The following is a 17,288-nucleotide window of genomic DNA, read 5'->3' on the forward strand; positions in this document are numbered from 1 at the left end:
AAGCCCTTATTTAAGCTTATGCACGGCTTCAATAAAAATGTCACCACGTTGTTCAAAAGTTCGATATTGATCCCAGCTCGCACACGCAGGAGACAATAATATTACGTCCCCTTCTTCAGCGTTCTTAAATGCGACCGGAACCGCTTCCTCAACATTATCGACAGGAATGATGGTTTGTATCCCTGCCTTTTCCCCTGTTTTCACAAGCTTCGATGACGTTTCTCCAAATGTAATCAACGTCTTCACTTTGGACAGAAATGGAATCAGGTCATCAAACTCATTTCCACGATCCAAACCTCCTGCAAGCAGGATAGTAGGAGAGTCAAATGCCTTAAGGGCGCTCTTCGTTGCCAAGCTGTTCGTTGCCTTCGAATCATTGTAGTATTTAACTCCATTTAGTTCCCGTACAAATTGAGTGCGGTGTTTCACTCCACCGAAAGTACTCAATACCTTCTGGATGCTGTTGTTGGATACACCATAAATCTTACAGGCTGCAACAGCACATAAGATATTTTCAAGATTATGCTCTCCAGGCAGGACGATTGAGTCTAATTCAACGACTCTGTCATCCTTGAAATAAATCGCACCATCCTTGATATGGGCTCCGTCCCGAACCTCTTTTTGTGTTGAAAAGAGAATGACCCGGGCTTTTGTAAAGCTGACTGCTTCCTGAACATGATCTTGGTCACCATTGATGATCAGATAATCCTTTTCTGTTTGGTTTTTTGTGATATTGGATTTCGCTCTCCAATACTCTGATAAATCCCCATGATAATCCAGATGAGCATCATACAAGTTGGTTATAATGGCGACGTGAGGAGCAAACTCTTCAATTCCCATCAGTTGGAAAGATGAGAGCTCGACGACCATTTTCTCATCTTCCTTTGCATTCTGTGCTACCTCAGAAGCAACAGTTCCAATATTCCCCGCAATCAAAGGCTTTTGGTTGTCCTCTTTCAACATCTCGAACAGAAGAGTGGTTGTCGTCGTTTTTCCATTTGTTCCTGTGATTCCAATCATTTCTGCCTCGGAAATCAAATAGGCGAGCTCTACTTCCGTCAAGACTGGAATATTCTTTTCGATTGCTTTTTGAATCAATGGGTTGTGATAGGGAATCCCAGGATTTTTTATCACATATTGAAAACCTTCATCCAAAAGCTCAATGGGATGGCTGCCACAAATTACTTTAATCCCTTCCTGAAGAAGCCCCTGAGCCTCAGGGTTTTCAGACAAAGGCTTTTGATCATTCACCGTAACAAATGCTTCCAGTTTATGTAGGAGAGAGGCAGCACTTACCCCGCTTTTTGCCAGGCCTAATACCAGTACTTTTTTATGTTTGAATTTTGTTATTTTTTTCACTTATAACCACACCTCAATATAGATTCCTAATACAGCAAAAAGTAGTCCTACAGTCCAAAATGTAACGACTACTCGCCATTCTGACCATCCTACTAACTCGTAATGATGGTGTAAAGGACTCATTTTAAAAATTCGTTTTCCGGTTGTTTTGAAGCTGGCAACCTGTAAGATGACGGAAAGAGTCTCGATGACGAAAACCCCTCCAATCAGGATTAGGATAATTTCAAGTTTGGTTAAAATGGCAATCGTGGCAATCGCACCTCCGAGAGCCAGCGATCCAGTGTCCCCCATGAACACTTTGGCAGGATGGGCATTGAAAACGAGAAAACCGAGTACTGCACCTACTACCGCCACCCCAAATATGGCTACATCATACTGTGATTGGCTCCATGCAAGGACAGCCAACGCACCAAAGGCGATGGCACTCGTGCCGGATACCAGTCCATCAAGCCCATCCGTCAAGTTGACTGCATTTGAAAATCCGACCAGCCAGAAGATGATAAATAAGCAGTAAAACCAACCCAGTTCAAATGAAAGATCCGTTAGCGGTATCGATACCGAAGTCGGAAAGTCATTCTGAGTGTAAATAAGGTAAAAAATGACCGATATGACGATCTGTCCAAGGAGTTTCTGCTTGGATGTCAAACCTAAATTCCTTTTCATCACGACCTTGATAAAGTCGTCCAGGAATCCCAATAAGCCAAAACCAACTGTCACCAGGATCATTAAATATGTTTCAGGACCCGGCTCTGAATATTTCCCTGTCATAATAAATGTTGTAATGACAATGGAGAGCAGGAACACAATCCCACCCATGGTAGGGGTTCCAGTCTTTTTCTGATGCGATTGTGGACCTTCATCCCGGATGCTTTGTCCAAACTTCAACCTTCTGAGGAAAGGAATAAATAGAGGTGCAAGCAATACGGTTATTAAAAATGCCATTATAATCGTAAATAAGATCACTTGTTCCATCATGGTTATTCCCCTCCTTTTTCTCTTTTTTGTTTCATAGCAGATCCGTTCTCCACTGTTTGATGTTTTTCAGGTTCATTGATATAAATAAACTTCGTCATAATTTCCCACTTTTCTTGATTGTAATTTTGTTTGTAATTCTCTTGTAAGTCTACATAGGCCAAGTACACATCTTCAACCATAAATAACGGAAAGTGATTTGGAACAAAGGAGGGCACTTGTTCACTATTTGGCCATAGTGAAGCGATTGCCCCCATTTCAATACTTTTGAAAAGATCGATTTTATCACCAAAAGGGACATATAGTCCCTTCTCCATCCTCATACTAGTTGAATTTGAAACTACTAAAAACGTATAGCCGGGCAGATAAATTCCTTTTGCATCGGGAAACAATTTCTTTACATCATCGTATAGGAGCATTTCTACATTCCCTTGATGAAGTGTCTTGCCACTTCCCGGTCATCAAAATCGTATACATTATTCCCTATGATCTGATAGGTCTCATGACCCTTCCCGGCAATCAACACCACATCTCCAGGTTGTGCCCTATTCAAAGCTACTTTGATTGCTTCTTTACGGTCGACGATCAGTTGATACTGTTTACCAAAGACACCCGACTCCATATCTTTCAAGATGCCAACCGGATCCTCGGTCCTTGGATTATCAGAGGTGAAAATAGCATAATCACCGTAATCACAGGCGATCTCCGCCATGATCGGCCTCTTGATCCTATCTCTGTCCCCACCGCAACCGACCACTACTATCACCTTGCCTGCAACAATGGTCTGGATGGTTTCCAGTACATTCTTCAAACCATCAGGTGTATGGGCGTAGTCAACGATGACAGAAAATGGCTGCCCTTCAGAAATCGTTTCAAATCGTCCCCTGACCCCTTTTGCCTTTTCCAGGCTCCCTATACTCTCTTCGATTGGGATTCCTGCCGCAAAAGCTGTCGCAATGGCTGCAAGAGCATTGTATACATTAAATTGCCCCGCTAAATTTAAGACCATCTTTTGTTCTCCGAAAGGGGACACGAGAGTGAACTGGGTCTCTGTTGCACCAAGAATCAAATCTTTCGCATGGAAGTCAGCTGAAGGAGACAGACCGTATGTAACTACATGGGCGGCTGTAGACTTGATGAAATAGTCAGCTGCTTCGTCATCCTTATTAATAATGGCATATTTAGGGGATTTTTTAAAATAAGTATTCCCTAATTGAGAAAACAATAAGCCTTTTGCATTACGATAATTATCCATGGTCTTATGGTAATCCAGGTGATCCTGAGTCAGGTTTGTAAACACGGCGATATCGTAGTCGCATCCGTGTACACGCCCTTGATCCAAGGCATGGGAAGAAACCTCCATGATGGCTGAACGCACCCCTTTATCACAAAAACTCCTAAAGGTCTGTTGCAGGGTTAAACTGTCAGGGGTCGTATTGTGGCTGACTTGTAATTCATCCCCCACTTTAATGTGCATGGTCCCAATTAATCCAGTTTTCATTCCACTTTGAGTAAAAACCTGGTCAATGAGAAGGGTTGTTGTTGTTTTCCCATTCGTTCCCGTCACTCCGACGAGAAAAAGCTGGTGAGAGGGCTGTTTATAGAAATAGTCTGCCAGAATGGCCATCGCTTTCTTCGTATCAGGAACAACAATCACGGGAATGTCTACTTCTAAAGTCCTCTCTGCTAGAATGGCTGCTGCACCATTTCTTTCAGCTACTCCTGCAAGAGAATGACTATCAATCTCTAACCCGTTGATACAGATAAATAAATCTCCACTCTTCACTTTCTTATGGTGGTTCGCGATGTTTGAAATAGCTGGATTCCCTTCACCCTGTACTGAGAAAAACGGTAGTACTTCCAGCAAAGTGTGCAATCTCATCTTTTCAACTCCTCACAGGTAGAAAGCAACCTTTTTATATTTTACAAAAAAATACGTGTGAAAGCTATCAACCTTTTAACTTAGTTCGATATCTTTTTCCATTCCTTCCGGTTCTTCACGTTGCTTATCAAAATAATAAGTATACCATGAAATATTTTTAAAGAAGTTTTCCCTATTGTGTTTACTCAGATAAATATACCCTCACTTTAGATCCTTGTTTCACTTTCACCCCCGGGTCAGGAGATTGGCTTACCACCTTTTCTCCACTTCCACTTACGTCCAAGTTGAGATCCACAAGTTGTTCCTGAAGTTCATTCTTCGTTAATCCAATCAAGTCAGGGGTTTCAATCATTGGAGTGTCAGTCCAAGTCAATTCTTTTTCAATTTGACCTTTACGCTTCGGTACACCCATTGCTTCTAAACTATCACCAATAATGCTTCCACCGATAGGGGCAGCAACGACCCCACCGAATTGAATTGTACCCTTTGGATTATCAACCGCAACATATACGACTATTTCAGGATCATCCATTGGTGCGACTCCCATAAATGAAACGATATGATTGTTTTCGAGGTATTTACCATCCTTTGCTTTTTGAGCTGTCCCTGTTTTTCCGCCTACCCGGTAACCGTCTACATAAGCTTTCTTACCGCTGCCTTTCGCAACGACACTTTCCAACGCATCCCGAATCTGCTTGGATGTCTCTTCAGATATGACCCTTTTCTTGATTTGAGGGGTCTTTCTCATGACTACTTCTCCTGTAGAAGGGTCAATCAGCTCTTTTGCAATATAAGGCTGATACAATACTCCTCCGTTGACTGCTGCAGAAACAGCTGCAACCTGCTGAATAGGAGTAACGGCAACACCTTGGCCAAATGCGGTCGTCGCCTGCTCCACGGGACCGACACGGTCAAGGTTGAACAGGATACCCTTACCTTCACCTTGCAGATCGATGCCAGTCTTTTCTCCAAATCCAAAATCATGGATATAATCGAATAATTTCTCTTTCCCTAACCTCTGACCCAATTCAACAAAACCAGGGTTACAAGAGTTCTGTACGACTTCCAGGAACGTTTGTGTCCCGTGTCCTCCCCGTTTCCAGCAATGAAGGGTCGAACCCGCCACCTCTATGTGACCAGGATCATGAAATGTTTCTTTATAAAGGTCCACTTTCTTTTCTTCCAGGGCCGCGGCAAGCGTGATAATCTTGAACGTGGACCCAGGTTCATACGTACTCCAAATCGGTAAATTACGGTTATATATCTCCTGAGGTACATTGCGGAAGTTCGCAGGATCAAATGTCGGCCGGCTCGACATGGCCAGTATTTCACCATTCTTTGGATTCATGGCAATCGCTATGATACCATCTGGATTATACGTAGCCTCAGCGATATCCAACTCACGTTCTACGATTGTTTGTACTTTGGTATCAATCGTCAACTTTAAATCCAATCCATTTTGTGGTTTTTCAAAATCATCCGCCATATCGGGCATTCTCTTCCCCTTGGCATCAGAAAAAAATTTCACATACCCTTTATCTCCACTAAGCTCTTCGTCATATGAAAGTTCAAGACCCATCAGCCCCTGATTATCAATCCCCGCAAACCCGAGAACATGGGATAAATAGCTTCCATACGGATAATAACGCTTAGAATCCTCCCCTAAATAAACACCCTTTAAATTCAAGTCCCTTACTTCTTTCGCTTTTTCGTATGAAATTTTTCTTGCTTCCTTTATCAACACCATATTGGCTTTCTGTGTTACATATTTATATGCAGATTCTACCGAAATATTAAGAACGGCAGCCAGTTTATCTGCTGTTCCCTGAGGATCGGTGATTTGTCGTGGAACGACAAATATTGTTGGCGCACTCTGATTTCCAGCGAGTTCCACTCCATTTCGGTCTACAATCTTTCCACGTTCAGGTTGAAATGGTATATTTCGACTCCAGGAGTCTTTCGCTAATCCGGTAAGCCAGTCCCCTTTAAAAAACTGAACATACCCCAGCCTGATATCTATGATGGAGAATATGAGGACTCCTACTACAAGCGCTACAGCTAATCTCTTTCTTACCGTTACATTCGATACTCTTTTCACAAATGGAACCTCCCCTTCTATGGCTCGTTCCATTATATGCTTGGACTTATTGGGGTATGTTTGAAATCATTGAAAGACAGATGATGTCAGGAATCAATATGTATAAGCGTAATAATAGCGAGGAGTGAGCAAAATAAAAAAGGTGACCACGCTGAGACCCTTCCAATCCTATGCCTGTTTCCTATGATGCTGGCACAGGGGGAAAGGTGTCTCATTCAATAGTCATCCTTTTTGTTAGTTTAAAGGCTGTTCTTCATCAGCTTCAGGTACCGCTGCCTCTTCAGGGGTTTTGAAGTTGACGACAAGGGGCTCATCTTTTTTCACCTTTTCCCCAGGCTGGATATTTTGGCTGACGGCATAACCATTTCCAACCATATTAATCTTCAGACCTGCGATATTGGCTACCTTAAAGACATCTCTTACGGACCAGCCTTTCAAATCCGGGAGGGTCATATCCCCGTCGGTTTTAATCACAACCCTTTCCCCTTCAAGAATGGCATCTCCACCTTGAGGAAGTTGCTTGACCACTCGGGACCCATTCCCGACGACGATCGGGGTAACCCCTGCTTTTTCCAGCTCTTTTTTCGCCTCTTCTACGCTCATATCTCTTGTTTCAGGTAGAGACTGTTTTTTCAGGCTCACTTTTTCCTGTGGTTTAATATTTAAGTATTTCAAGCTATTCTGCATAACAGGATTGAAGACCGCAGATACCGGATCAGAGCCGATTTCAGTCGGTTCCAATTCAGGCTGTTGAACCCCCACATATACAATCAGTTGAGGATCATCGATGGGAGCCATCCCCATGAAGGAGAAGAGATAATTCTCTTTACCCACCATATATCGCCCATTTTCGGGATCGGGTATCTGACCCGATCCTGATTTACCACCAACGCGATACCCTTCTATTGCAAACCTCTGCCCAGTACCGTGTTCAGATGTGACAGTCGTCTCCAGGTATTCCCTCGTTTTTTTGGCTGTTTCTTTCGAAATGGGGCTTCCTGACACTTCGGGCTTCGTCTCCTTAATCACTTTCTTCGAATTCGGATCAACGATCTTGGAGATAATATATGGTTTCATCATTTTGCCGTCATTCGCAATAGCTGACTCTGCCTGTATCATTTGGAGTGGTGTGACAGTAGTCCCCTGACCGAAGATGGTTGTGTACTTCTCTATCGGATAATGATAGAGAATCGAGCCCGATGCCTCGTTAGGTAATCCTACATCCGTAGCCTCACCAAAACCGAATTCATGTAAATAATTCTCATATTTTTTAAATCCGATTTTATCTAATAGATTGGCGAACGCAACGTTAGAAGATCTTTGAACTCCCTCCAAGTACGTGATCGTCCCCCATCCTTCTCCACCATTGTGATCACGAATCGGGTTCGGAACATTTTCCACATAGAACTTTCCTGATTCGTATGTTTCATTTGGGTTGAATTTCCCTTCATTCACCGCTGCAGCCAGAGAAAAGGACTTCATTGTAGAACCCGGTTCATAGGTATCCTCTACAATGATGTTGGTCCAGTTATCCAAGAGCCCCTCTCTTGTATCCGGATGAAAGGTAGGTCTTTGGGACATCGCCAGAATCTTCCCTGTCTTAGGATCAGAAACTATAGCAAACATTTTCTTCGGCTTGTACTTTTTTTGAACTTCATTCATTGCCTCTTCAAGGAATGTTTGGATTTTCTTATCGATTGTCAGATAGATGTCGTCCCCATCTTCAGGAGGAGTGACATGTTCATCTGCATTAGGTAATAGGTAACCCCATACATCACTTTTATACGAGACAGAGCCATCCTTACCCTTCAGCACATCGTCAAAGCTTGCTTCTACACCCATTTTTCCGATTGTAGTGGAATCCCCATCTTCATCGGTTGTTTTTTGTGCAAATCCGATGAGATGAGAAGCAAATGAACCGTTAGGATAGAATCGCTTCGCTTCCTTTCTGAACGTAACACCCGGAAGATCCTCTTCTTTAATTTCAAGCATCATCTGATGGGATAGATCTCTTCCTGCTGCACCGAATTCCACTTGATAAGGGGATTTATTGTTCGAACCTTTTTTGGTTAAGCGTTTATAAATCTCATTTTCATTCATATCTAGGTGATCAGCGAGAACCTTGGCCGTTTTTTCAGGATCTGTGACATGCTTCGGCTTTTTTGGATCACTTGTGATGCTTGGATCCAATATTGCAACCAAAGTATAGGCGGAGGTATCCTCCGCGATTGCCTCACCCTTTCCATCAAAAATCGTGCCTCTGTGCGCTTCTAAAATATGACTCTTAATATATTTTTTTGCTGCCTGTGATGCCAGTACTTTCCCTTCAGCTTCCCCAGTGACCTGAATGGTGACAAAGCGAACCATTAATACAAAAAAGAGCAAGCCGAAAATCCCGAAAAGGATGGCTGCCCCTATGTTCATACTTGGTCTTTTTTTCATTATTGTTCAACAACCTTAACATTCTTATCTTTCAAGTTAAGTCCAAGTTCTTTTGCCTTTTCAAGAATACGTTCATACGTACTCAGTTCACTCACTTGAAGTTTCAGGTCATTATTAGCTTTTTCCTGTTTTTCAATAGTGGTTTCAACGTGCTGAACCTCTTTGTTCACATCATAGATGGCTGCCTGTGTCGATACGATTTGAACGGCAAGGAAACAAAATACCATTGCAAAGATGGCTACAAGGATTTTCTCACCCGGAGTGATGCCGGACCTTCTTTCCTCTCTTAACGCTTTAGGCTTGGCTTGAACGGATTGATAAGATTTCTCAACTTTTTGCTGCTCGTAATTTCTGGCTAAGTTACTCAAAATTCTCCCTCCTATTTCCTTCTTTTTATATATTTTTTTCTGCGATTCTCAGTTTAGCCGACCTTGCTCGATTATTTTCATCAAGCTCTTCCTCGCTTGGCAGGATCGGTTTTCTTGTTACCAGCTTAAGTTCAGCTTCATATCCTTCTGGAATGATAGGTAATCCAGGAGGTAAATCTGGCCCAGAAGCTTTTTCTTTGAACATTGTCTTACAAATCCGGTCTTCTAACGAATGGAACGTAATAACACTCACCCTTCCACCCTTATTCAGAAGTCCAATGGCTTGCTCCAACGAATCTTCGAAGGCTCCAAGCTCATCATTCACGGCAATACGAATCGCTTGAAAGACCCTCTTGGCTGGGTGCCCTCCCTTTCGTCTTGCAGGGGCAGGGATCCCTTCCTTGATCAGTTCCACTAGTTCACCTGTGGTTTCGATTGCTTTTACTTCACGTGCCGCTTCAATTTTCCTGGCAATTTGCTTGGAAAACTTTTCTTCACCGTACCGATAAAAGATTCTAACAAGATCTTCAAACGACCAATGGTTGACGACATCATAAGCACTTACTTCCCCTTCTAAGTCCATCCTCATGTCGAGAGGCGCATCATGGTGATAACTAAAGCCTCTTTCTGGAGTATCCAGTTGAGGAGATGACACACCAAGATCGTATAAAATCCCATCCACACTATGTACTCCGAGTTCTTCAAGTTCTTCCTTGATATTTCGGAAATTTGATTGAACAAATGTAACCCTGTCCTGATAGGATGAAAGTTTTTCTTTGGCATGGTTAATGGCTGTTTCATCTTGATCGAAGCAATATAGATGTCCGTCTTTTGATAGCTGACTGACCAGGTATTCACTATGACCTGCTCCACCCAACGTGCAATCCACATATACTCCATCTTTCTTTATATCCAAGCCATCTACCGTTTCCTTTAATAATACAGTTGTATGTTTAAACATGTTGACTTCACCTTTCCAATCGAACGTTTTGTGGGGGTTAGATATCAAACCCTATCATATTCTCTGCAAGCTCAGCAAATGAATCTTCAGATTGTGTAAAATAGTCTTCCCATAATGATTTACTCCAAATCTCAATTCGATTGGAAACTCCTAAAATAATGCATTCTTTATCCAATTGGGCATAATTCACAAGTGAAGCAGGAATATTAACCCTGCCCGTTTTATCCAGTTCGCTCTCGGTTGCCCCTGAGAAGAAAAAACGAGTGAAGGCTCGGGCATCTTTCTTTGTAAGTGGCAGGGCTTTAAGCTTTTCCTCAAGGGAACGCCATTCATCCATGGGATAACCAAATAAACACTGATCAAGCCCTCTAGTGATGACAAATGAATCTCCAAGGTGATCACGGAACTTGGCAGGTACGATTAAACGGCCTTTATTATCAATGTTATGTTGATATTCGCCCATGAACATATGCACTGCCCCCACTTTCTAACACAAATGTACCACATCCCCCCACTTTTCTCCACTCTTTTCTATATTCTTTCCTTGCAAAATATTCCCTCTTTTTTTCATTAGTCTTTTTCCCGCTTTTCCAGACAAATTTCACTAAGAGAAATTTGTCTGTTTACAACAGAAAAAGGACCCAATTCGCACTTCCTAACGAATCGGGTCCTTTTTTATTTTCCGGTAGTCAGATATATATCACTTTATGAGTTCCATCAAACGTAAACTCTTGAAGAGTAAGGTCTCTTACGAAAGTGGGACCGTACTTATTTAAAAAATAGAGTACATTCCAGGTCCTTTCCTGTGGTCCCTCGTTTGGTCTGATACTGTTTTCCACTTTCTTAAATTGATCGAATATCAATGAATGTTTATCTTTCAATGCTTTATCCAGCTTATTGCGCAGGTAATCGAATTGACTGAGATGAAATTCAAGGTTCTTATCAATAATAGGAGCCAACCCTTTATCGATCGAAACAGATTGTTCCCTAATTCTCTTATATTTCCTTAGGAGATCATTCTGGATATCTATCATTTCCATTTCTAATTCCGGTTGTTCGAGAGACTTCCAAAAGGCATCCCTCGCTGCTTCAACACCCTCTGTAATGACTCCTTGAAGGGATAACTGAAGTTCCTGAATCCTCTTATGGACCTCTCTCTCCATGATGGTGATGTTTAACCGGGGCACAACTGGAGGCATTTTTAAATTTACATATTCAAATGCTCTTTTCAATTCCCCCCAGTATGCAATTTCCCCGGGTCCTGCAACGAATGCAAGGTTAGGGAATAACCATTCCTGCATCAGCGGCCTTGTCACGACATTATTGCTGAATGATTCAGGACTCTTTTCCAAAATGGATAACAACTCAGAGGTAGAAAATGTTTTCCCACTATTCTTCTCAAAAAACAGATCCCCCTCTCGCTCGAGCAACGCTCTTTCGTTTTGAATTTGGAGGAATAGATTTGCAGCAGTGGGGGATATGTCCAATTGAGTGCTGAACCCACTTTCCCGTATGATTCTCTGTTGTTCCAGGACAGCATCTGTGATGGGTTTCGAGCTCTCCAGCAAATGGTGAAAATATTCTCCTTCAAGTCTTCTAAGCGCAGGGTAAGATGAATCGATGACTAATAATCCGAAATCTTTAAACAATCCCATGACAATATGAGCAAATAAACGAACAATCGTTTCTTCCTGGTCAATCATCTTATTGAGGTCCGCCACTAGCTGCTTTGTATATTCTGTTTCACCTAACGCCGCCAGGATGTCATCAATCCACTTCTTCATCACTGACTTTGTATACGTTATATGTGAGGTCATCTTCTTTTCTAATACCCTCTCAGGATATCCAACCTTCTCAAGTTTCAATCCCTTTTCAACGTATATATGATTCACTTCCTGATAATCATGATCTTCTCCAGCTATCCAAAAAACCGGTACAACAGGTTGTTTAAGTTCGGCTTCTTGCTGCCTCGCCAGTTGGATGACTGAAATAATTTTATGTATTGTATAGAGTGGTCCTGTCAAGAGGCCCGCCTGCTGACCGGCCACTACCGTTACGGCATTATCCCTCAGCTTCCCGAGTGACTCCTCCACTTCCCCGGAAGAAGGCAGCCCCTCCATATAAGAGGAGATACATTCAGTCAGCCCTTCTCTTGGGAATTGACGTGAACGTAAGTCCTTTATCCGTTCTTGATATACTGTAGGCATATTGATGTTATAGTGAAAAAAAGAAGTGACAGGCTCTTCCTGTTTTAAATATTTAGATGCAAACTGATTGATTGCAGGAATGTTTAAGCTTCCCAATTCCATATGAATGACTCCTTTTCTAGCTCTTAATATCCTAACGACGAGTATATCATTCCACATGAGGAAAAGGAAAAAAATTGCCTGTAAATATTAATTCAACTCCATAATGCGAAGGATGAGTCCCGTGATCATTAGTGTAATATAGGCTGTGAAAAAAAAGAGGAAGTTTACTCGCCAGAACCCCCTCAATACTTTTGGGTAGTTAATTTCTCCCTTCGCCTTCCAATACATAATCGCAAACAGGACCCCGATGGAACAGATCACGATGAAAATCAACCATAGATAAGATGTCTGCCAAATGGCTATGACAATAAAGTGAACCGAGACGATCAATAGAAAGGTGGTAATATCGATAGCGATATGGACCGCTTTCCGATGGCTCTTCATGATTTCCTTAGCAAGAATGAAGCTAATGAAATATCCCAAAAACGGGATCATAACGAAAATGGCTATGATCGTAGAAAAAACGGATGCCATTTTATCCCCCCAGACCTTCTGTTTCTATTCCTTTAACTAATCTGTATAGTAGATTCATGCTGGGTACAAAATGGTGTTCCTTTTCTGCTTTGTCGAGAAGTACGCCTAGTATCGCTTCGATTTCCGTTCTTCTTCCTGATTCAATATCCTTTAACATGGAAGATCTGTTTTGATAGGTGTTCCTGCAGATCTCGACCACTTTATCGAAAGATATGACCCCTTCCATATGAGGAAACAATAGATGTAACTCACGGAATAAATCCTTCTGTACTTGATGTAAATACGGATTTTCAACCACTCTTCCATTTACCACACCGGTGAGGGCAGTCAAAGGATTGATCAAAACATTGATAAAAAGTTTGGTCAGGAGCATTTTTTCGAAATCGGGTTGGATTGAAAAAGGGAATGAATGGGCACTCTGTGATACTACTTCTTCTACCACACCCCAATTCCCTCTAATTAAGGCAATATTAGTCCCTGCTTCTCCTAAATGATGAACGGTATCATCATTCTCTCTCATGGACCCATGTTCAACTGAGCCGGCAATCAAATGACGATGCGGCAATGTTTTTACCCATTCGACATGAGCTATCCCGTTTTGGACAAATAGAAGGGGACGATCGGGATGAAATTTCAAAAGAATGTTTTCTAGTGATGCGAGGTCATATTCCTTCACAGCTACAATTCCTAGGTCATATTCCGGCTTTGCCTCTATTTGTTTAACAGCCTTTACCTTTGTATTGATTGTTGAACCATCTCTATGTATAGTAACTCCATTGGTTAACAGTGAGCTGACCTGAGAGTCTCGCCTTACAATTAGGGTGACATCGAATAAACGGCCCAAATAACCGGCAAATAAAAGACCCAGCGCCCCTCCTCCAAAGATTCCTATTTTCATAAATACCCCTTCTCCCACTTCATTTAAGAACATTTTACCAAATTTCCCACATGAAGAAAACGTATAGTCTAAAAGAATCATTCCCCTTAGGTAAAGAAAGGGCCCGTTCCAAAGGAACGGACCCTGATATTATCACGATCAGACAGGATAAACAGGATGTTTCCTCTCGCTGAATTGAACATCCTTCGTTTCATATAAACTATACCGTTGAATTAATACGGAGCGTAATTCATTTGGGGCAGTGATTTCATCTACAATTAATTCAGATGCCAACTTGTAAATATCAATATGCTCTTTATATTCTTTTTGTTTTTCTTGTACATATTGTATTCTTTCTTTTGGATCTTCTATGGCCTGAATCTTATTGGAATACACAGCATTCACCGCAGCTTCCGGACCCATTACGGCAATTTGCGCAGTTGGAAGAGCAATACATACATCCGGGTCGAATGCAGGACCAGCCATGGCATATAAACCGGCACCATAAGCCTTTCTGACGATAACAGAAATTTTGGTTACCGTTGCAGAGCTCATGGCAGCGATCAACTTGGCACCATGACGGATTATTCCTGCTCTTTCCACTTTGGTCCCGATCATGAATCCTGGTACATCTGCAAGGAATAATAACGGGATGTGGAAAGCATCACACAGCTGGATGAATTTAGCCCCTTTATCGGCCGAGTCATGGAAAAGGACCCCACCTTTTACTTTAGGTTGATTCGCAATGATTCCGACGACCTTTCCGTCCAGTCGTCCGAAGCCTGTGATCAATTCAGGAGCGAATAGTTTCTTCATTTCAAAGAAACTTCCTTCATCAATCAACGTATCAATGCAATCATACATATTGAATGGGGCGTTTTGATGCTCAGGAATGATGTCCTCTAACAATTTTTCATGTTTAGGGGCAGCTCCATCCACCACTTTCGGCTTGTTTTGATAATTTGCCGGGAAATAACTTAAATACCTTTTCGCTTCCTCAATCGCTTCCTGTTCGGATGCAGCAAGGAGGTCCCCGCAGCCACTGACGGTACAGTGCATCCTTGCTCCACCCATTTCTTCAAGTGTCACTTTCTCACCGATGACTTTCTCTGCCATACGGGGAGAGCCCAGGTACATAGATGCATTTCCATCAACCATGATGACGATATCACAGAATGCAGGAATGTATGCCCCACCTGCGGCAGATGGCCCGAACAAGATACAGACTTGCGGAACCATCCCAGACATCTTCACTTGGTTATGAAATATTTTCCCAGCACCACGTCGATTTGGAAACATATCCAATTGATCGGTGATCCGTGCTCCTGCAGAATCCACTAAATAGAAGATAGGCACCTTTAAATTCAATGCAGTCTCTTGAATTCGGATGATCTTCTCTACAGTCCTTGCACCCCAGGAGCCGGCCTTCACAGTAGAGTCATTGGCCATGACACACACAGTCTGACCTCCCACTTTCCCGATTGCTGTAACCACTCCATCAGCTGGCAAGTCACCTGCCTTATTGTTCGCAAACATCCCGTCTTCCTGATAATCTCCATTGTCAAATAATTGTTGAAGTCGATCACGAACAAACATTTTTTTCTGTTCTTTCAACTTCTCATGATATTTAGGCTGACCGCCAGACGCTATCCTTTCTCTTGTTTCCTCAAGAGTATTGATGATCGTTTTGGATGTCGACATACTATCCCCTCCGTCGTTTTATGTAAACGTATTGGTATCCATCTAGACAAGTCGGAGGTCATATACCTCAGACTTGTCATTAAATGAAAGAGTTTATCCTTCGATAACGAGCAATACATCCCCTTCGTTCACGAAATCACCTATATTTACTTTAATTTCCGCCACTTTCCCGCCAGCTTCAGCTTCAACAGGAATTTCCATTTTCATTGATTCAAGCATGAGTACAGTATCCCCTGTAGACACTTCCCCACCTTGTTCCACTAATACATTTAATACTGTTCCAGCCATTGTTGATGTAATTTCCTTCATGTGTGATTCCTCCATCTTTATTATATAAAAACTGTATTTTGTAAAGGGAGCACTCCCTTATCAATGAGTGCGTTTGGCTGTCAAAAAGTCCTGAAGCCATTTCGTCGTGTAAGTACCTTCAATAAAGCCGTTGTCCTCAATGATATCCTTGAATAGCGTCACATTGGTCTTGACACCTTCAATGCTGACACCATCAAAGAATACCTTCGCTTTATGCAATGCATCATTGCGGTCCCTACCCTTGATGATACATTTTGAGATCATTGGATCATAGAACGGGGTAACCTTGTTTCCTTCTTCGTATCCGCTATCGATACGGACACCCTCTCCTTCGCCCCATTTCAACACATTTAATTGGCCTGGAGAAGGGTAAAAAGTCTTTGGATCTTCTGCATAAATCCTGAATTCAATCGCGTGACCGTGATGAAGGATCTCCTCCTGCTTGCATAAAGGAAGGGGCTTCCCGTCCGCAACAAGCAGCTGCCATTTCACAAGGTCAAGACCTGTGATCGTTTCAGTGACCGGATGCTCTACCTGCAGACGTGTATTCATTTCAAGAAAATAAAAATTCTCCTCTTCGTCTACGATAAATTCCACGGTTCCTGCGTTCGTGTATCCCACTGCCTTTCCAGCCTGCACAGCAGCTGCAAACATTCGCTCTTTTGTTTCATGAGAAAGGTCAGGAGAAGGTGATTCTTCAATCACTTTCTGATTTCTCCGTTGAACAGAACAATTACGTTCGAACAGATGAACCAGGTTGCCGTGTTGATCCCCGAAGATTTGCACTTCTATGTGTCTCGCATTCTCAATACATTTCTCTAGAAAGACTTCTTCTTTCCCAAAATAGGCTTTTGCACGATTTTTAGTAGAGTCGAAGCTTTGAACGAGCGCTTGCTCATTTTCACAGCGGATCATACCAATTCCACCGCCGCCCCCACTTGCTTTCAACATGACGGGGTAACCGATCGCCAGGGCAACTTCCTTGGCTGCATCAATGGTACCTACCCCACCTTCGCTTCCAGGCACTACAGGAACTGACGCTTCCTGCATTACCTTTCTCGCCTCTACCTTATCCCCCATCTTGTCGATGATGTCATGGGCGGGACCGATAAACGTAATACCCGCTTCTGTCACCGCCTTCGCAAAGGCAGCATTTTCAGATAGTAATCCATATCCAGGATGGATTCCGTCCACCTTTTCCTTCTTAGCTACATCGAGTATATTCTCCACTACCAAGTATGAACGATTTACTTGTGATTCACCTATGCGGTATGCGACATCCGCTTCTTTCACAAAGGGCATATCCTGATCTGCATCGGAATATACCGCGACTGTTTGAATGTTTAATTGTTTACATGTTTTGATGATTCTAGAAGCGATTTCTCCCCTGTTTGCAATTAGTATCTTCTGCACAATCTCTCCCCTTTCATAACAGAACATATCTGTTCTTAGTACGAATTCTACAAAAATCGTCGAAATCCTTCTTCTCTATTGTAAACGTTTTCTTATTTAAGTGCAGAATTTTTTGTATTTTTG

Annotated in this window: 15 protein-coding genes; all 15 read right to left on the reverse strand. The window is 42.4% G+C overall.

The window, feature by feature from the left end; all coding sequences use genetic code 11:
- Positions 1–6: 6 nt before the first annotated feature.
- Positions 7–1,359 (reverse strand): UDP-N-acetylmuramoyl-L-alanine--D-glutamate ligase, encoded by a 1,353-nt coding sequence (murD, locus tag LCL96_RS09930; RefSeq protein WP_224941208.1) that lies wholly within the window; start codon positions 1,357–1,359, stop codon positions 7–9.
- On the reverse strand, positions 1,360–2,334 hold the full coding sequence (gene mraY / locus LCL96_RS09935; protein ID WP_224941209.1) for a phospho-N-acetylmuramoyl-pentapeptide-transferase: 975 nt from the start codon (positions 2,332–2,334) through the stop codon (positions 1,360–1,362).
- Between the two features lie 2 nt (positions 2,335–2,336).
- A complete protein-coding gene (locus tag LCL96_RS09940; protein WP_224941210.1) occupies positions 2,337–2,750 on the reverse strand; it encodes a hypothetical protein in 414 nt (137 codons plus the stop codon).
- A 2-nt stretch (positions 2,751–2,752) separates the two neighbouring features.
- Complete coding sequence (locus LCL96_RS09945; RefSeq protein WP_224941211.1) at positions 2,753–4,213, reverse strand: UDP-N-acetylmuramoyl-L-alanyl-D-glutamate--2,6-diaminopimelate ligase; 1,461 nt, start codon at positions 4,211–4,213, stop codon at positions 2,753–2,755.
- Positions 4,214–4,394: 181 nt separating this feature from the next.
- A complete protein-coding gene (locus LCL96_RS09950) occupies positions 4,395–6,311 on the reverse strand; it encodes a stage V sporulation protein D (protein ID WP_224941212.1) in 1,917 nt (638 codons plus the stop codon).
- A 234-nt stretch (positions 6,312–6,545) separates the two neighbouring features.
- Positions 6,546–8,753, reverse strand: a complete 2,208-nt coding sequence (locus LCL96_RS09955) for a penicillin-binding protein (protein WP_224941213.1) — start codon at positions 8,751–8,753, stop codon at positions 6,546–6,548.
- Entirely contained in the window at positions 8,753–9,121 is a 369-nt protein-coding gene (ftsL, locus tag LCL96_RS09960; RefSeq protein WP_224941214.1) for a cell division protein FtsL, read from the reverse strand. Before ftsL ends, LCL96_RS09955 begins: the two co-directional genes overlap by 1 nt.
- A gap of 25 nt (positions 9,122–9,146) precedes the next feature.
- Positions 9,147–10,082 (reverse strand): 16S rRNA (cytosine(1402)-N(4))-methyltransferase RsmH, encoded by a 936-nt coding sequence (gene rsmH, locus LCL96_RS09965; protein ID WP_224941215.1) that lies wholly within the window; start codon positions 10,080–10,082, stop codon positions 9,147–9,149.
- A gap of 37 nt (positions 10,083–10,119) precedes the next feature.
- Positions 10,120–10,551, reverse strand: a complete 432-nt coding sequence (gene mraZ, locus LCL96_RS09970) for a division/cell wall cluster transcriptional repressor MraZ (RefSeq protein WP_224941216.1) — start codon at positions 10,549–10,551, stop codon at positions 10,120–10,122.
- 220 nt (positions 10,552–10,771) lie between these two features.
- Complete coding sequence (gene bshC / locus LCL96_RS09975) at positions 10,772–12,391, reverse strand: bacillithiol biosynthesis cysteine-adding enzyme BshC (RefSeq protein ID WP_224941217.1); 1,620 nt, start codon at positions 12,389–12,391, stop codon at positions 10,772–10,774.
- Positions 12,392–12,478: 87 nt separating this feature from the next.
- Positions 12,479–12,865, reverse strand: a complete 387-nt coding sequence (locus LCL96_RS09980; protein WP_224941218.1) for a DUF3397 domain-containing protein — start codon at positions 12,863–12,865, stop codon at positions 12,479–12,481.
- A gap of 1 nt (position 12,866) precedes the next feature.
- Positions 12,867–13,763, reverse strand: coding sequence for a ketopantoate reductase family protein (locus tag LCL96_RS09985; protein WP_224941219.1), 897 nt, complete (start codon positions 13,761–13,763; stop codon positions 12,867–12,869).
- Between the two features lie 138 nt (positions 13,764–13,901).
- Positions 13,902–15,443: an acyl-CoA carboxylase subunit beta gene (locus LCL96_RS09990; RefSeq protein WP_224941220.1), complete on the reverse strand. Its 1,542-nt coding sequence runs from the start codon at positions 15,441–15,443 to the stop codon at positions 13,902–13,904.
- A 93-nt stretch (positions 15,444–15,536) separates the two neighbouring features.
- Positions 15,537–15,752, reverse strand: a complete 216-nt coding sequence (locus LCL96_RS09995) for a biotin/lipoyl-binding carrier protein (RefSeq protein WP_224941221.1) — start codon at positions 15,750–15,752, stop codon at positions 15,537–15,539.
- Between the two features lie 60 nt (positions 15,753–15,812).
- Positions 15,813–17,165 (reverse strand): acetyl/propionyl/methylcrotonyl-CoA carboxylase subunit alpha, encoded by a 1,353-nt coding sequence (locus LCL96_RS10000; protein ID WP_224941222.1) that lies wholly within the window; start codon positions 17,163–17,165, stop codon positions 15,813–15,815.
- Positions 17,166–17,288: the final 123 nt, after the last annotated feature.

This window comes from Rossellomorea aquimaris, assembly GCF_020172085.1.
Lineage (GTDB): Bacteria > Bacillota > Bacilli > Bacillales > Bacillaceae_B > Rossellomorea > Rossellomorea aquimaris_E.